Source organism: Arthrobacter sp. NPDC080031 (assembly GCF_040702485.1).
Classification (GTDB): Bacteria; Actinomycetota; Actinomycetes; order Actinomycetales; family Micrococcaceae; genus Arthrobacter.
On sequence record NZ_JBFBLA010000012.1, the window covers coordinates 61,958 to 75,887 of the forward strand.

A 13,930-nucleotide genomic window follows, 5' to 3' on the forward strand; every position below is an offset into this window, starting at 1 on the left:
TGTCCTTCTTGGGTCCGCGCTGGCCGGGCTTAGCTCTTGTCGCGGCTGAAAATGCCGGGAACGCTGCGGCCGACCGAGCGCGTCAAGGCACCGACTACCAAGCCGATCCCGCCGATGGCTTCCGCGGGCTTCGCACCAAGGGAAGCTGCGGATTGGGCGGCCAGTTCGGGATCCGCCTCGGCGGAGATACGGGCTTCAAGGTTCCTGGCGAATTCCTCGGCGATGCGCTGGGCGACGTCTTTCATGACGCCCCGGCCAAACTGCGCGATTTTGCCGCTGACCCGGAGATCGGACACGATGGCTACCCGCGTGGAGTCTTCCGATGCGGCGTGGACCCGGGCGGTGACCGTCGCGTCGGTGGCGCCGCGTCCCCGCTTGTCCTTCGCCTTGCCGGAAATGACGAGGGTCATCTGTTCCTGGTTGCGCTCGCTGATGGTGGCGAGGCCTTCGAGGGTGAGTGTAAGCGGGCCTACCTTGATGGTCACGTGGCCCTTGTACTCATCGTCCGAGAGCTTTTCGTCGATCGCTGCTCCCGGGATGCATTCCACGACTTCCTCGGTGCGTTGCAGGTAGTTCCATACCTCGCGGTGCGGGGCGGCAACGGTGAACTCTGTGTCGATTTGCATAGCGCTCCTAGTTCTTTGTATACAGCGGTATTAGTGAGTATACATATGTGCTCATAGGGCGTCCAGAGTGATCTGGACCTCATCAATATCGTTCGTGCGCTGGAGTGTCAGGGCCAACGCGATCCGCGCTTGCCAAGGGGCCATGGCTGGCGCTGTGACGCGCCGTGCCGCACGCATGGCCGGTGAGCGGGAGACGCGACCGGAGAAGACCCGGGTACCCTGGCACACCACCACGCCCTTGGCTGCGGCTGCGTCCAAGGCCTCGCTCTCCGCCGGCGTTGGACGGCCTGCGCCGGTGCCGGCACTGACAATGCCCCGCGCCCCGGCATTGACTGCCGCCTCGATCAGCGCCCCGTCGGCGCCCACGTAGGAGAGGACGACGTCGACCCGCGGCATTCCGGCTATGTCGCCGACGCCGAAGGCCGGGACGGCATTCGTGGCGTGCACGTGGCTCAGCCGGATTTCGCCGTCGGCATCCACGTGGCCAAGGGGGCCGAAGCCGGGGGCCGTGAAGGCATTGACCCGGAAGGTCGAGGTCTTGGTGGCGTCGCGGGCCGCGAAGACAGTGTCGTTGAGCATCACCAGGACGCCCTGGCCGCGTGCCTGCTCCGAGGCCGCCAAGCGCACAGCCTGGAAGAGGTTGATGGCGCCGTCACTGCCCAGGCCGTTGGCCGGCCGCATTGCTCCGACGAAAACAACCGGGATGGCAGTGCTGACTGTCAGGCTCAGCAGGAAGGCGGTTTCTTCCAGGGTGTTCGTCCCATGGGTGACCACGATCCCGTCGTATCCGCGGCCGGCGGCCAGGTCCTGGACGGTCGAGGCGAGCAGGGACCAATCAGCGGTGGTCAGCGCATAGCTGGGCATCCGCGCGAAGGGCACCTGGACGACGTCGGCGATCATCCCGAGTTCGGGAAGCGCGGCCAGCAGGCCGCCGTCGGGAAGCCGGTCCTTGGTCTCGGTATACCACGCGAGATCCAGCCGGGACGCGCCGACGGCGTCGATTGTGCCGCCCGTCGAGATGAGGGCGACGCGGGGCCGGCGCGTCATCGCTGCCCCTTCCGGCCGTGTTCGACAACGACGCCGGGCGCAGCCCACCACACGTCGGTACGGGAGGCCAGCTCCACCAGGAGATCACGGACGGCGCGCGCCCTGAAAGGCTCCCCGCTCACCCAAGGATGCAAATGCAGGCACAACATCCTGGGCGAGCCGATGCTGTCCGCGGCCAGGACATCGACCGCTTCGAGCACCGCACTGGCGTACGCCTCCGGACCGACGCCCCGGACGAACATCGCGGACAGGTCGCTCAGTTCCCAAAAAACCGGCAGGCTCCACAGATCGCCCGCGCCTGTGACGGCGTACGGCTGCTCATCGTTGGCCCAGTCCGCCATATATTCCACGCCGTTGGCGGCGAGGATGGCGGGAGTGCGGAAGGACTGGGAACCTTCCGGGCTCATCCATCCCCGGGGCCGGGCCCCGAGTGCACCTTCCAACCGCTCCATGGTCTGTGCCACGTAGTGGTCTTCCTCAGCTTCCGACATCCGGCTCGTGATGGCGCGGCTGCCGCTCAAGCCGCCGGCTAGGATCTCCGCTGCTTCGTCCTGAAGCAGTGACAGTGCACGGGGGTAGTGTTCTGCCGTCAGCACATCCAAGGCGGCGGCCCACGGTATGCCGGCCTCGCGGAGGATCGCCGAGAGCCGGAACACGCCTACCCTGTGCCCGAACTCGCGGTGGGACATGCGCGGGAAATCGGGATAGGGTGCCAGGCCGCGGCCTCCGGGGACGCCGACGGCGGGAGCATGGCTTTCCCATTCGGCCGCCCGCACGTCGACGATGACGCTGAGGGCCAGCCCGGTCTGCCCGGCCTGCCCGGCTGAGGGCCCGCGCCTGGCGGGGAGCGGCGAGTACGGGAACCAGCCATGGTCGTAGCCGGGTTCGGCTGCCAAGGGCGGACGAACGAGGTTGAGTTCGGGCAGGCTCATGCGGGTACCGCCTCCGTCGCGCGGCGCAGGTCGTCGTCGTAGGCTGTCCGCCGGTAGTGGGCCACAATCTCCGACGCCGTTGCGAACCATACGTCGTCATGGGAGCGCAAGTGCGCCAGGACGCGATCGAGGTGGGCGGCCCGGTGCGGCTGTCCGATGGTGAAAGGGTGCAGGGAAAGGCACATCATGCGTCCGATGTTTTCCTCGCGTTCGTGGAGTTCGTCAAATTGGGCGATGAGGTAACGCGCATAGTCCGGGCCTTCCACGTGCGAACGCATCAGCAGGGGCGCGTCGTTGAGCGCGTAGGTGTACGGCATGGCGACCAGGGGGTGGCCGGAGCGCGTGATGAGGGGGGCCGGGCGCTCGTCATGGACCCAGTCGGCATGGAATGTCATCCCGAGCTCGGCCATCAGGTCCGGTGTCCAGGCGTTCCCGGTGATGTTCGGTCCGAGCATTCCGGCGAAATTGCGGCCGGTATGCCGCCGGAGCACCCCGTTGCACTCCTCGAGGAAGGCCCGCTCTTCCGCCTCGTCCATCCCCGTCAAATACTGGGTGTTATAGAGCCCGTGGCTCATGTGGTCCCATCCGCGCTCGACCATGGCCTCGGCGACTTCCGGATAGTGGTCAAGAACCGCCACGTTGAGGGAAGTGGTGCACGGGATCGCGTGGCGGTCCAGGACCTCCAGCATCCGCCAGAAACCCACGCGGTTGCCGTAGTCGTGGTAGCTAAATTTCCGCACGTCCGGGTGCGGCGTGCGCGGATACGGGTCCACGGCGCCGCCCGGCGGAAGGTACTCATAATGCTCGATATTGGGTACAACCCAAACGGCGAGCCGGGCGCCGCCCGGCCACAAAGGGGCCGGGCGGTCGACGATGGCATCGTACGGAAGGCGGTCGTGGATCGGCGCAAAAGGCCGTTCGTGGTCCCAGGTCAATGTTCCTCCCATCCGTTCAGGATGCGGAGCAGCCAGCAGCGGTGCCCGGAGCGCAGTCCCGGTTGCGACTGCAGATCCGTACGGCCTCGTTGATCGCCTCGTAGGATCCGCAGCGGCACAGGTGGCCCTGCAGTCCGTCCTCCACCTCTTCCCGCGTCAGCTCGCCCTCGCTTTGGTCCAGCAGGGCCTGGGCACTAGCCAGGAAGCCGGGCGTGCAAAACGAGCACTGGAAGGCCTGGGATTCAATGAACTGCTGTTGCAGGCTGCTGAGTGTTTCTCCGGAGGCTGCACCCTCTACTGTCTGGACGTTTCGTCCGTCCAAGGCATAGAGCGGCAGGATGCAGCTGCTCACAGGCTCGCCGTCAAGAAGTACCGTGCAGGTGCCGCAGACCCCGAGGCCGCAGGTTTCCCGCACTCCATACAGGCCGCGGGCGCGCAGGGCCGAGACGGTAGACCCGGCTGGGTCGCCTTGAAGCGCGGCCTCTCCACCATTGATCCGGCACGTGACCGTGATTTCGTCGTTCAATTCATTCATCGTGCCTCCATGGCGTCGATCACTCGTTCCGGTGTGATGGGGAGCCGGCGCACGCGGTGACCGGTTGCGTTCGCGACGGCGTTGCCGATTGCCGCGATGACCGGCGGAAGCACGGTCTCGCCGAGACCATGCACGGTGGCCTCGCCGTCGTCCTCCAACAGCGCGATCTCCAGCTTGCGCGGCATGTCGCCCATGGTCGTGATCGCGTAATCGGAGAGGTTCGGGTTGGTCACGAAGCCGTCCTCGAAAATCAGCTCCTCGTACAGGGCGTGGCCGATGCCGAAGACGATGCTGCCGTGCATCTGCAGCCTCGCGAGCTTCGGGTTGATCACCGTGCCGGCATGCGCGGCGGCGTAGATGTGCTCGAGGTAGATCTTTCCGGTGCCAAGATCCACCTCCAGCTCGACGGCGGCGCTTCCCTGGTGCCAGTGGTCGCTGGCCAGGCCCTGACCCGTCTCGGGGTCAAGTCCGCCGGAGGTGAGCACCTCACCCTCGCCCTGGATGCTGCCGGTCCGGGTCTCGTGGAAGACCTCTTGGATGCTCAGGCTGGTTTCCGGCACGTCGATGACTTCGACGCGTCCATTGCGAAGCCGTAGCTTGTCCCCGGTGAAGCCAAGAATCGGGGCGGCGCGTGCGATGAGCTTGTCGCGGACCTCGTGGGCGGCCTTCGTCACCGCCCCGCCCATCGCCCGGGTGGTGCGGCTGGAACTGGTGGTCTGGTCGTACGGGGTGTATGCGGTGTCCGCGGTGGCCACGTTGACGCGGTTGACGTCCACCTCCAGCGCCTGGGCGGCGAACTGGGCCAGCACCGTGTGGGCTCCTTGGCCCATTTCGATGGCGGAGGTGAGCACCTGGACGGATCCATCGGCGTCGAGCCGCACCGAGGCATGGGTTGTTGACGGCGTGATGGTCGACTTCAGGATGACCGCGATGCCCTTGGCACGGACCCGGTCGGGAGAAACGACCTTGCGAACGCCTTCTTTCCAGGAAATGGCTTCTGCCGCCATGTCGAGGAGTTCAGCGTAGCTTGCCTCGGTCATGACCTCTCCCGTGGCGAATTCGTCGCCGGGACGGAGCAGGTTCCTGTGCCGCAACTCAACCGGATCCATGCCCAGGGCCACGGCGATCTGGTCCATCTGGCTTTCGTATCCCCACGCGGCCTGGGAGACGCCGTAGCCGCGGTAGGCACCTGCCGGCACCTGGTTCGTGTACAGCGCGTATGAGTCGATGCGCACATTGGGGATGCGGTAGGGGCCCACGGTGCTGTAGCCGCCGTTCTTGATGAGCCGGGGGCTGATGTCGGCATAGGCTCCGCCGTTGAAGTAGACAACCACGTCGCGGCCGATGATGCTTCCGTCGTTCATCACGGCCGAGCGCATGTGGATCTGTGCTGCGTGCTTGGTGGTGGTGGCGGAGAACTCCTCCTCCCGGGAGAGGACGAGCTTGACCGGGCGGCGGCATTTCCAGGCCAGGGCGGCGGTGATCGGCTCGAACTTCGCATAGGTCTTGCCTCCGTACCCGCCTCCGATGGGCGGTACGGTCACCCGGACCTTGGAGCTCGGCAGCCGGAACATCTCGCAGAGCGTGTCGCGGACGGCGAAGGGCGCCTGGCTGCTGGTGAGGACGTCCAGCTTGCCGTGGGCGAACGTCGCCAACACCACGTGCGGCTCCATCGTGACGTGGTCGACGGCGGGGCTGTAGTAGACGTCCTCGACGATCAGATCCGCTTCGGCGAAGGCCTTGTCCACATCTCCGCGACGCACTTGGAACTTCGTGCAGACGTTTCCACCGCGCCCCAGGAGTTTGATGTCCGAATAGCTGCGTTCATTCGGACGCGGGGGAGTGTCGTGCACGAGCACTGCGTCGGCGGCGAGTGCGTCGTCTATCGAGGCGACGACGGGGAGCTCGTTATATTCCACTTCGATGAGTCCAATGGCTTCCTGCGCGAGCTCCGCGGTCTCGGCGACGACGGCGGCAACCGGGTCTCCGACAAAGCGGACTTTGCGGCCGCAGACAACGGGTTGATCGTTGATGACTGGCCCGAAATGGCGGAGGGGGGCTCCGGGTGCGTCGAAGTCTGCCGCCGTGAGCACGGTAACGACCCCGTCCAGTGCCTCCGCGGCCGAAACATCGATGGAGAGGATTTCGGCGTGCGGCACCGTGCTGCGCAGGATGGCCGCGTGGACCATTCCGGGTACTTCGGCGTTGAGGGCGAAGTTGATGCTTCCGTCCACGCGGTCACGGGCCTCATACATGTTGATCGGGGTACCGATACTGGAACCAGGCGCAACCCTGACAGCCCCCGCTTCATTGATCGCAGCGTGATTGGTCACAGCTTCGTCGCTCCGTTCACATAGTCGTCGTTCATCTCGCGCAGCGCCCGCTCGATCAGGACTCGGGCGACGCGCCTGCGGTAGCCCGCCGAGCCCCGTACATCGTCAATCGGCTCGATAGCCTGGGCGTAGGACCGTGCGATGTGCTCCCAGCTTTCCTTGCCCGGTTCCGCTCCTTCGCATTCCTTGAGGACGGAAGGGATGCTGAAGGGCGTCGCTGTGGCGCCGGCGATCTGCACGTCCACACTGCGGCACCGGCCTGCATCGTCGGTTGACAGCGAGGCAGCGACGCCGACGCAGGGCCGGTCTTCCGAGGAGCGGCTGACGTACTTGAGGTAGTTCGTCCTGGTACCGGCATCCGGCCGGGGGATGATCACCTCCACTGCAAGTTCGTTGTGCTCGAGGCTTGTCTCGTAGTAGTCCACCAGCAGCTCGGGCAAGGCGATCAGCCGTTCACCCTCCGGGCCCTCGACGCGCACCTGGCAGCCGAGGGTTGTCAGGATGGCGGGCGGGTCGGATGCGTAGTCCGCCTCGCAAACATTGCCGGCGATCGTCGCCCGGTTGCGTACACGATGGTTGGCCACCATGCCCAGCGCCTGGGTGAGGGTCGGCAGCAGCGCCTGCAACTCGGCCGAACGCTCCATCGTGCGGAGGGTCGTGAGAGCGCCGATGCGGATCTCGGCGTCGTCGGCCTTGATGTAGTCCAGGCCCTCGATGCGATCGAGTGCGATGAGCCCGCTGGGGAACACCAAGCCGTTGCGGAGCATGAGCATGAGGGCCGTGCCGCCGGAGATGATTTTCGCGTCTTCGTCCGAGGCGTCAAGCAGTGCCAACGCCTCGGTGACGCTCGTCGGTCTCAGGACCTGCATGCCGGTTCCCTTTCGTCTGAGTTTGGGTGTTTCGTCATTTGGTCCGCGCCAGGATGTCGGTGGGGTTCTTGAGGGCGTCCTTGGCGAAGATGCCATACTTGACGCACGCGTCGTACCAGGCCTGCAGGGAAGCGTCGCTCGGCATCCCTGCGGGCCAGTTGCCCATGGCGATTTCCTTGGCCACCGTGGCGTCCATCTTGAGGAACGTGGGCATATAGGCACGGACCTCATCAGTGTGCTTGACGGCGTAGGCCCGGGACTTTTCCAGCGCGCGCTGGAAGGCGGCCACCCTGTCGGGCTTCTCGGCGATCACCTTCTCGCTCGTGAACCATGAAGACATAAAGACGTCGGGCAGGACCTCGCGGTAGGGCGCCGAGAGGATGCGCGCCCCGCCTTTGACGGCCTGGCTCAGGAAGGGCTCGGCGACATGGGCGACGTCGATGCGTCCGCTGGCGAGCGCCGCAGGCATGTCCGGGAAGCCGACTTCGACGAATTTGACGCTTCCGAGGTCGACGCCCGCTTTCTCGAGTGCGACCCGGTCGGCGACTTCCACCATGTTCTTCAGGCCGTTGACGGCGACTGTGCTGCCGTTCAGCTCGGCGAGGGATTTGGCGTTGCTTTTCGGTCCGGCAACGATGGCTTCATCCGGCGGGGTCGGGTTGGTCCCGGCACTGCTGGCCGCGGCTACGATCTTGATGGGCAAGCCCCGGGCGCGCGCCGTTAGCAGGGACACGTTGTTCGAAAAGGCGAAGTCGTACTGGCCGCTGACTACTGCAGGCACGAGTGCGGCGCCGCCTTGGGCGCTGGCGAGCTTGACGTTGAGCCCTTCTTCCTTGAAGAAGCCCTTTTCGACGCCCAAGGCGAGGACCGTGTTCGTAACGATCGGCAGCGTTCCGACAGTAATGTCGGCGAGGGCACCGGTCCCTTTGTTTCCGCCGTCGGAGGCGGCCGGGCCGCCGCAACCGGCGAGGAACAGGGAGGCCGCCCCCAGCGCGGCCGTGAGCGCAAATCGTTTTTTCATCTGTGTAGCCTCTCTAACGGTGGGGTGGATGCCGGGGACGCCGACGCTAGTGTTCCCCGACGATCTGGTTGTAGACGTGGTTGCGCAGCCGGCTGTATTCGGGCAACGCTTTGGTTTCGGTCTGGCTGCGGGGCCGGGGCAATGGGACATTCAGGTATTCCCGGACTACGCACGGCGGTTCGCTCAGGACCACGATGCGGTCCGCGAGGTAGACCGCCTCGTCGATGTCATGCGTGACGAACACGATGGTGATCCCGTACTTGGCCTTGAGGTCGAGCAGCAGGTCCTCAAGTTCGATGCGGGTCTGCGCATCGACGGAGGCGAACGGCTCATCCATGAGGAGGATCTCGGGCCGGTAGGCAATGGCGCGTGCGATAGCGACGCGTTGCTGCATGCCGCCCGAAAGCTGCCAGGGGTACTTTTCCTCATGGCCCTGCAACCCCACGGCGCTGAGCGCTTCCTGGACCGCAGCTGCCCGTTCCGCGCCGCGGAAAAGCTTGCGGAGCGGCAGCTCGACGTTCCGGCGCACGGACATCCAAGGGAAGAGCGAGCGGTTGTACTCCTGGAAGACGAGGCCCATCTCGCGCGGAGGCCCACTGATGGGCTTGCCGTGCAGGTTCACTGATCCGCCTGTCGGTGGCATCAGGCCCGAGAGGCAGCGGAGCAACGTAGTCTTGCCGCATCCGGAGGGCCCGACGATGCAGACGAATTCGCCCTCCGCGGCTTCGAAGGTGACGTCCTTCACCGCGACATGCGCGGTGGTGCCGGAACCGTACGTCTTTTGCAGGTTTTTGACATCGATGATCATCGTGGTTCGTTCCTGCTTCGCGGTTGTTTCGTGTATAGCTGTCATGCGTCTCGTGTGCTCGCTTTCAGGCCGTGGTGCCACTGCAACGCAAAGTGCTCGACACCGAGGAAGATAAGGTTGACGACGTAGCCGACGATGCCAAGCATGAGCAATCCGGCCCACATGTCGGTAATGACAAACATCCGTTGCGACTGCAGGATCGAATAGCCGATCCCGTCTGTGCTGCCGACCATTTCGGCTACCACCATGAGGATGAGTGCCAAGGCGAGGCTTGCCCTCAATCCCGCGAAGATGCTCGGGGCAGCAGCGGGAAGCACAACGCGGAAGAGCCGCTCTGCCCGCGAGAACTGGAAACTGCGGGACACATCGTGCAGGATCGGCTCCACGGACGCCGCGCCCGCGGCGGTGTTCAGAATGATGGGGAAGGAGCAGCCGAGCGCGATGACGAAGATCTGCATCGGGGCGCCGACGCCGAAGGCGATGAGGCCGAACGGCACCAGGACGACGGCGGGCAGGGCACGCAGGAAGTCGATACTCGGGCCGAGCAGCCGGCGGGCCCACGATGAAATGCCGATCGCAAGCCCGAGGCTGATGCCGGCGACCGCTGCAATGAGGTAGCCAGCCAGCATCCGGCCGAGGCTCGGGATGACGTGCTCGGCGAAACCTTGCCCGATCCATACTTCGCGGAAGCTTTTCACGATCGCGGCGAGGGGAGGGAAGTAAAGGGATGTGGATCCGGCCGAGAGCACATACCACGCTCCAAGCACCGCCACGGTGGTGGCTATTTCGAGCCCGATCAGCTTTGCTTTGCGCCGTCTCATACGACTGCCTTCCGGTGGCTCGGGTGCCAGCGCAGGAGCCGGCGTTCGAGTGCGACGATGATTGATCCCGTGATGTAGCTCAGCAGTCCTGCTGCGAAAATCAACGCGTACATCCGGACACTGGATCCTGCGCTCTGGGCTGCCAGGATGGCGGTGCCGAGGCCGGGGCCTCCCGCGATGAGTTCCGCCGTCACTGCGATCACGATGGCAAGCGCCGAGGCCAGGCGAACGCCTGTGGCGATTGATGGCGCGGCGCTGGGCAGGGTGACGTGCCAGAAGACTTCGGCACGGGTGAAACCGAAGGATCGTGCCGTATCCCTGGCCACTGAATCCGTTTCGCGGACGCCGTAGACGGCCTGGAACAGGATCGGCCAGAAGGTCGCGAAAACCACCAGGAACACTTTCATATCGGTCGTGATGCCGAAGATCAGCACTGCCAGGGGGATCAGTGCCACGGCTGGGATCGGCCGAAGAAATTCGATCAGGAACCGGGTGGCGCGGTATGCGTAAATGTTGCTGCCGATCAGGATTCCTGCGGCGACAGCTGCGACCATTGCAAGCACCAAGCCTACGGCCCAGGCCAGCATGGTCGACTGGACGTCAGCCCAAAACGGTCCGGTTACGAGCATCGAGGCGAATTCCACCAGGACCTGTGACGCCGGCGGCACAAAGCTGGATGGCACCAAGCCGGTCCGTGGTGCCATTTCCCAGACGGCCAACGCCATGACAATGCCCGGCCAACTGGCTGTCCGGGCGGCTGCTCCTAGCCGTCCTAACATGCTTTCCGAAATTCTCATGCGGACACTGTATACACATGGATGCCGAAAAATGCATAGTTTTTCCGGAAAAATTTTTGCGGCGCAGAGTTAAGTTTCCCGTAACTGCCGACCGCGGTTAAGGCGTGCTGTCGAGGACAAGTTGCGTGCAGGTAAACCAGGCAACGCTTCGCGCCCCGGCAGCCCTCAACCGCTGAACCTCGACCTTCACTACCACCGTGCGCCTCCCTTGGTGCGCCACTGAGGCGCGGGCCCTGAGCAGGTCTCCTTCTACCGCGGCCCCCGTGAGGTTGCAGGAAAAGTCCAGGGTCACGTATCCGGGCGAACCCAATGTTGCTTCCGTTGCCCATCCTGCGGCGGCGTCTGCAAGCACTGCGTACACGCCACCTTGGACACTGCCTTGCTGATTGAGGTTATCCGGCCCGACGGTCATTTCCGCTTCTGCGGAACCCGGGCCCCAGGTGGTCAATTGGATCCCGTGGACGGCAAGCGCACAATTGTTGGGAATAGCGGAATTCATGAGCGTCGCTCCTTGTCATTGCGAAGAATGGATACTACTGTACACAGCAGGCCCAAGCGGTGCCTCCGGGGGCATGCCCGCGGATGCGCGCATGGCTTTCCCTATCCGCAGACAACCCAACGGGGGATATCTTCATGGCAGCCAAAACCGGGGCGACCGCTTCGGGCCTAGGCCATACACCGCCAATCGATCGACGCCGCAGTGCCTACGAACGAATCAAGCAGGCAATCGTTTCCGGAGACTTGAAGCCGGGAGAGCCATTGGTTGAGACGGCACTGGCCGAATGGTGCGAAGTCAGCCGGACCCCGATCCGTGAGGCTCTCACGCGGCTGGAACAGGACGGAATCGTCGTCCGGACCGATCGCGGCCTTATGGTGCGTGATGACAGTCCTGAGGACGTCCTCGATCTTTACGAGACGCGCATCGTGCTTGAGGCGACGGCCGCCCGGGTGGCGTCCGAACGGCGCACTTTCCACGACCTGCTTCAGATGCGGGAGCTGGCGGACCACATGAAGACGATGGACACCAGCGATCCGCAGGCGATGGCTGCGGCGAACGATCGTTTCCACCGCTCGGTATGGCGGGCGAGCCACAACCGCTCGCTTGTGGATTTGCTCGACCGCTTGAGTCTCCATTTGGGCCGCTATCCTGCCACGACGCTCTCTTTTCCGGGCCGTTGGGAACGGGCCAACGATCAGCACAGTGCGATTCTGGACGCCATCGAGGCGCGCGACGGCGATCTGGCAGCCGAGCGGGCCGCTGAGCACTTCACGGAATCCCGCAACATCCGCCTCAAACTATGGACCAGCCGGGCGCCGGAATAGGGCCGCATCCCGTCCAGGCGTCCGAATCCCATATCGGCCAAGTCAAAGGATCATGTTCATGAAATCGTGCAACGCCTGGATATGTCGGTGCCATGATTCCGCGACCATGGCGGTCATGCGACGCCGGGCTGAACACCGTCCGGGCAGGATCACGGTCCTTCTTTTCCCTCAGCAGCCGGGCCATCCGGTCCTGTTGGATCCCGTCCTTGTGCGGAAAGGAGCGGCCGTGACAACCGGTGATGTGGGAGCTCGAAAATTCATGCAAAGGCATCCGGAAGCAGGGACCTATGTCGATTGGAGAAACCCTGGATCAGGGATGGACATCGACACCCCGAAGGACCTGCAATTGCTGGCCGGAGATCTCTGCCAGCGGCAGGATCCCTGTGTCGGGGGCGGTGGCCAGATATGAAAATTTCCCTGGGACTGCCGCTGCCGAGCGCTGGCGCGCTTGCTACCGTTATCTCTGGTTCTCGCACCACGCCTCTCGTTCCGGCGTCGTCCGTCGGCCTCAGGGACAGGTATGGGAGGCGTGCGACGGATATGCGGCTCTCCTTAACGGACAAGTGCAATCTGCGCTGCACCTACTGCATGCCGGCCGACGGCTTGAACTGGCTGACCAAAAAGCACCTAATGACGGACAATGAGATAGTCCGGCTCGTCCGCATCGGCGTTGAGCAGCTCGGCATCCGAGAGCTGCGGTTGACCGGTGGCGAACCGTTGGTCAGGGCGGATTTAGTGGACATCATCCGAGCCATCCGGACCAGTCACCCCGACCTTCCCATATCCCTGACAACTAATGCCCTAGGCCTCGAAAACAAGGCCCAGGCTCTCAAGGACGCAGGCCTGAACCGGATCAACATCTCGTTAGATTCACTGCATCCGGACACCTTTGCCCAGCTGACCCGCCGCCCCCTCCTCCTGAACCGCGTACTGGCCGGTGCTGAAGAAGCTGATCGAGTGGGACTGGGGCTCATCAAGATCAACGCGGTGCTGGTGCGCGGTGTCAACGACCACGAGGCCCCCCAGCTGCTTGACTGGGCGCTGACCCGTGGCTTCGAACTCCGGTTCATTGAGCAGATGCCGCTGGATGCCGATCATGGTTGGACCCGGAAGGGCATGATCTCCGCTGCGGAGATCCGGCAACGGCTGGAGCCCGGTTTTGTCCTCACGCCGGATCCGCGACAGCGCGGTGGCGCCCCCGCTGAACGATGGGAAGTGCGACGGAGGACAGCGGGCGGCGCGCCAAACGCCGGAGTCGCAGGAACCGTGGGAATCATCGCTTCCGTCACCGAACCGTTCTGCTCGGACTGCCGCCGAACACGCATTACGGCCGAAGGCAAAGTGCGCAGCTGCCTCTTCTCGCACGAGGAGACCGACTTGCTGGGCCTGCTCCGGACGGATGCAGACGACGGCGCTGTAGCACGCCGTTGGCAGGAAGCCATGTGGGGTAAGCCGAAAGCCCATGGCATGGACAATGCAGGATTGGACACGGCGGACTATGTACAGCCAGAACGGACGATGAGCGCGATCGGCGGCTAGATATCAGGGATGGCAACAATTGCATTGCATCGACGGAGTGGAGTGGAAATGTTGATCAGGTACTTCGCCGCGGCGAAAGCCGCAACCGGCGTCGAGCAGGAAACGCTGGAGTTTTCCGACGGGGCTGTCCTTACGGAGGTAGTCCGCCATCTCATAAAGTTGCACCCCGGAACGGAAGTGGGTCACGCGCCGACCTTGGCCAAAATTCTTGCGAGGAGCAGCTTCCTGCGCAACGAAGTGGCGCTGAGGGACTTCGACGAGCCGTTGGGTCACGCCGACGTGATCGACATCCTTCCGCCCTTCGCCGGCGGGTGAAGACAGCGGGCATATACCTGAGGACAGCG

16 protein-coding genes are annotated in these 13,930 nt (G+C 64.3%); 4 read left to right on the forward strand and 12 right to left on the reverse strand.

Annotated features, from left to right (window positions below; genetic code table 11):
- Window positions 1-29 precede the first annotated feature (29 nt).
- From AB0323_RS11935 to AB0323_RS11990, 12 genes are all read right to left on the reverse strand, one after another.
- Window positions 30-626: an SRPBCC family protein gene (locus AB0323_RS11935; protein ID WP_366177500.1), complete on the reverse strand. Its 597-nt coding sequence runs from the start codon at window positions 624-626 to the stop codon at window positions 30-32.
- 51 nt (window positions 627-677) lie between these two features.
- The gene (locus AB0323_RS11940) at window positions 678-1,673 is read right to left on the reverse strand and encodes an asparaginase (RefSeq protein ID WP_366177501.1); all 996 of its coding nucleotides are present in this window, start codon (window positions 1,671-1,673) and stop codon (window positions 678-680) included.
- Complete coding sequence (locus AB0323_RS11945; protein WP_366177502.1) at window positions 1,670-2,605, reverse strand: hypothetical protein; 936 nt, start codon at window positions 2,603-2,605, stop codon at window positions 1,670-1,672. Before AB0323_RS11945 ends, AB0323_RS11940 begins: the two co-directional genes overlap by 4 nt.
- Window positions 2,602-3,552, reverse strand: a complete 951-nt coding sequence (locus AB0323_RS11950) for a polysaccharide deacetylase family protein (RefSeq protein ID WP_366177503.1) — start codon at window positions 3,550-3,552, stop codon at window positions 2,602-2,604. The genes AB0323_RS11945 and AB0323_RS11950 overlap by 4 nt, the downstream gene beginning before the upstream one ends.
- 4 nt (window positions 3,553-3,556) lie before the next feature.
- Complete coding sequence (locus AB0323_RS11955) at window positions 3,557-4,075, reverse strand: 2Fe-2S iron-sulfur cluster-binding protein (protein WP_366177504.1); 519 nt, start codon at window positions 4,073-4,075, stop codon at window positions 3,557-3,559.
- Window positions 4,072-6,408, reverse strand: coding sequence for a xanthine dehydrogenase family protein molybdopterin-binding subunit (locus tag AB0323_RS11960; protein WP_366177505.1), 2,337 nt, complete (start codon window positions 6,406-6,408; stop codon window positions 4,072-4,074). Before AB0323_RS11960 ends, AB0323_RS11955 begins: the two co-directional genes overlap by 4 nt.
- On the reverse strand, window positions 6,405-7,277 hold the full coding sequence (locus AB0323_RS11965; RefSeq protein WP_366177506.1) for a xanthine dehydrogenase family protein subunit M: 873 nt from the start codon (window positions 7,275-7,277) through the stop codon (window positions 6,405-6,407). Before AB0323_RS11965 ends, AB0323_RS11960 begins: the two co-directional genes overlap by 4 nt.
- Before the next feature lie 34 nt (window positions 7,278-7,311).
- The gene (locus tag AB0323_RS11970) at window positions 7,312-8,298 is read right to left on the reverse strand and encodes an ABC transporter substrate-binding protein (protein WP_366177507.1); all 987 of its coding nucleotides are present in this window, start codon (window positions 8,296-8,298) and stop codon (window positions 7,312-7,314) included.
- 46 nt (window positions 8,299-8,344) lie between these two features.
- Window positions 8,345-9,151 (reverse strand): ABC transporter ATP-binding protein, encoded by an 807-nt coding sequence (locus AB0323_RS11975; protein WP_366177508.1) that lies wholly within the window; start codon window positions 9,149-9,151, stop codon window positions 8,345-8,347.
- Window positions 9,148-9,927 (reverse strand): ABC transporter permease, encoded by a 780-nt coding sequence (locus AB0323_RS11980; protein WP_366177509.1) that lies wholly within the window; start codon window positions 9,925-9,927, stop codon window positions 9,148-9,150. The genes AB0323_RS11975 and AB0323_RS11980 overlap by 4 nt, the downstream gene beginning before the upstream one ends.
- On the reverse strand, window positions 9,924-10,724 hold the full coding sequence (locus tag AB0323_RS11985; protein WP_366177510.1) for an ABC transporter permease: 801 nt from the start codon (window positions 10,722-10,724) through the stop codon (window positions 9,924-9,926). The genes AB0323_RS11980 and AB0323_RS11985 overlap by 4 nt, the downstream gene beginning before the upstream one ends.
- 97 nt (window positions 10,725-10,821) lie before the next feature.
- Window positions 10,822-11,223 carry a PaaI family thioesterase gene (locus AB0323_RS11990; RefSeq protein WP_366177511.1) on the reverse strand — a complete coding sequence of 134 codons (402 nt, stop codon included), beginning with the start codon at window positions 11,221-11,223 and terminating at the stop codon, window positions 10,822-10,824.
- A gap of 134 nt (window positions 11,224-11,357) precedes the next feature.
- Here AB0323_RS11990 and AB0323_RS11995 point away from each other — a divergent pair, with 134 nt between their 5' ends.
- The 4 genes from AB0323_RS11995 to AB0323_RS12010 all read left to right on the forward strand — a co-directional run bounded on the left by AB0323_RS11995 (window position 11,358) and on the right by AB0323_RS12010 (window position 13,901).
- Window positions 11,358-12,047: a GntR family transcriptional regulator gene (locus tag AB0323_RS11995; RefSeq protein ID WP_366177512.1), complete on the forward strand. Its 690-nt coding sequence runs from the start codon at window positions 11,358-11,360 to the stop codon at window positions 12,045-12,047.
- A gap of 226 nt (window positions 12,048-12,273) precedes the next feature.
- Entirely contained in the window at window positions 12,274-12,456 is a 183-nt protein-coding gene (locus AB0323_RS12000) for a hypothetical protein (RefSeq protein WP_366177513.1), read from the forward strand.
- Window positions 12,453-13,586 carry a GTP 3',8-cyclase MoaA gene (moaA, locus tag AB0323_RS12005; RefSeq protein ID WP_366177514.1) on the forward strand — a complete coding sequence of 378 codons (1,134 nt, stop codon included), beginning with the start codon at window positions 12,453-12,455 and terminating at the stop codon, window positions 13,584-13,586. The genes AB0323_RS12000 and moaA overlap by 4 nt, the downstream gene beginning before the upstream one ends.
- 48 nt (window positions 13,587-13,634) lie before the next feature.
- On the forward strand, window positions 13,635-13,901 hold the full coding sequence (locus AB0323_RS12010) for a MoaD/ThiS family protein (protein WP_366177515.1): 267 nt from the start codon (window positions 13,635-13,637) through the stop codon (window positions 13,899-13,901).
- The last annotated feature ends 29 nt before the right edge of the window (window positions 13,902-13,930 follow it).

What these genes read in the sequence shown, in the direction of transcription:
- AB0323_RS11935 (WP_366177500.1), bottom strand. Translation starts at nt 626, where the DNA reads ATGCAAATCGACACAGAGTTCACCGTTGCCGCCCCGCACCGCGAGGTA.
- AB0323_RS11980 (WP_366177509.1), bottom strand. Translation starts at nt 9,927, where the DNA reads ATGAGACGGCGCAAAGCAAAGCTGATCGGGCTCGAAATAGCCACCACC.
- AB0323_RS11945 (WP_366177502.1), bottom strand. Translation starts at nt 2,605, where the DNA reads ATGAGCCTGCCCGAACTCAACCTCGTTCGTCCGCCCTTGGCAGCCGAA.
- moaA (WP_366177514.1), top strand. Translation starts at nt 12,453, where the DNA reads ATGAAAATTTCCCTGGGACTGCCGCTGCCGAGCGCTGGCGCGCTTGCT.
- AB0323_RS11995 (WP_366177512.1), top strand. Translation starts at nt 11,358, where the DNA reads ATGGCAGCCAAAACCGGGGCGACCGCTTCGGGCCTAGGCCATACACCG.
- AB0323_RS11970 (WP_366177507.1), bottom strand. Translation starts at nt 8,298, where the DNA reads ATGAAAAAACGATTTGCGCTCACGGCCGCGCTGGGGGCGGCCTCCCTG.
- AB0323_RS12010 (WP_366177515.1), top strand. Translation starts at nt 13,635, where the DNA reads ATGTTGATCAGGTACTTCGCCGCGGCGAAAGCCGCAACCGGCGTCGAG.
- AB0323_RS11985 (WP_366177510.1), bottom strand. Translation starts at nt 10,724, where the DNA reads ATGAGAATTTCGGAAAGCATGTTAGGACGGCTAGGAGCAGCCGCCCGG.
- AB0323_RS11950 (WP_366177503.1), bottom strand. Translation starts at nt 3,552, where the DNA reads ATGGGAGGAACATTGACCTGGGACCACGAACGGCCTTTTGCGCCGATC.
- AB0323_RS11975 (WP_366177508.1), bottom strand. Translation starts at nt 9,151, where the DNA reads ATGACAGCTATACACGAAACAACCGCGAAGCAGGAACGAACCACGATG.
- AB0323_RS11990 (WP_366177511.1), bottom strand. Translation starts at nt 11,223, where the DNA reads ATGAATTCCGCTATTCCCAACAATTGTGCGCTTGCCGTCCACGGGATC.
- AB0323_RS11965 (WP_366177506.1), bottom strand. Translation starts at nt 7,277, where the DNA reads ATGCAGGTCCTGAGACCGACGAGCGTCACCGAGGCGTTGGCACTGCTT.
- AB0323_RS11940 (WP_366177501.1), bottom strand. Translation starts at nt 1,673, where the DNA reads ATGACGCGCCGGCCCCGCGTCGCCCTCATCTCGACGGGCGGCACAATC.
- AB0323_RS11955 (WP_366177504.1), bottom strand. Translation starts at nt 4,075, where the DNA reads ATGAATGAATTGAACGACGAAATCACGGTCACGTGCCGGATCAATGGT.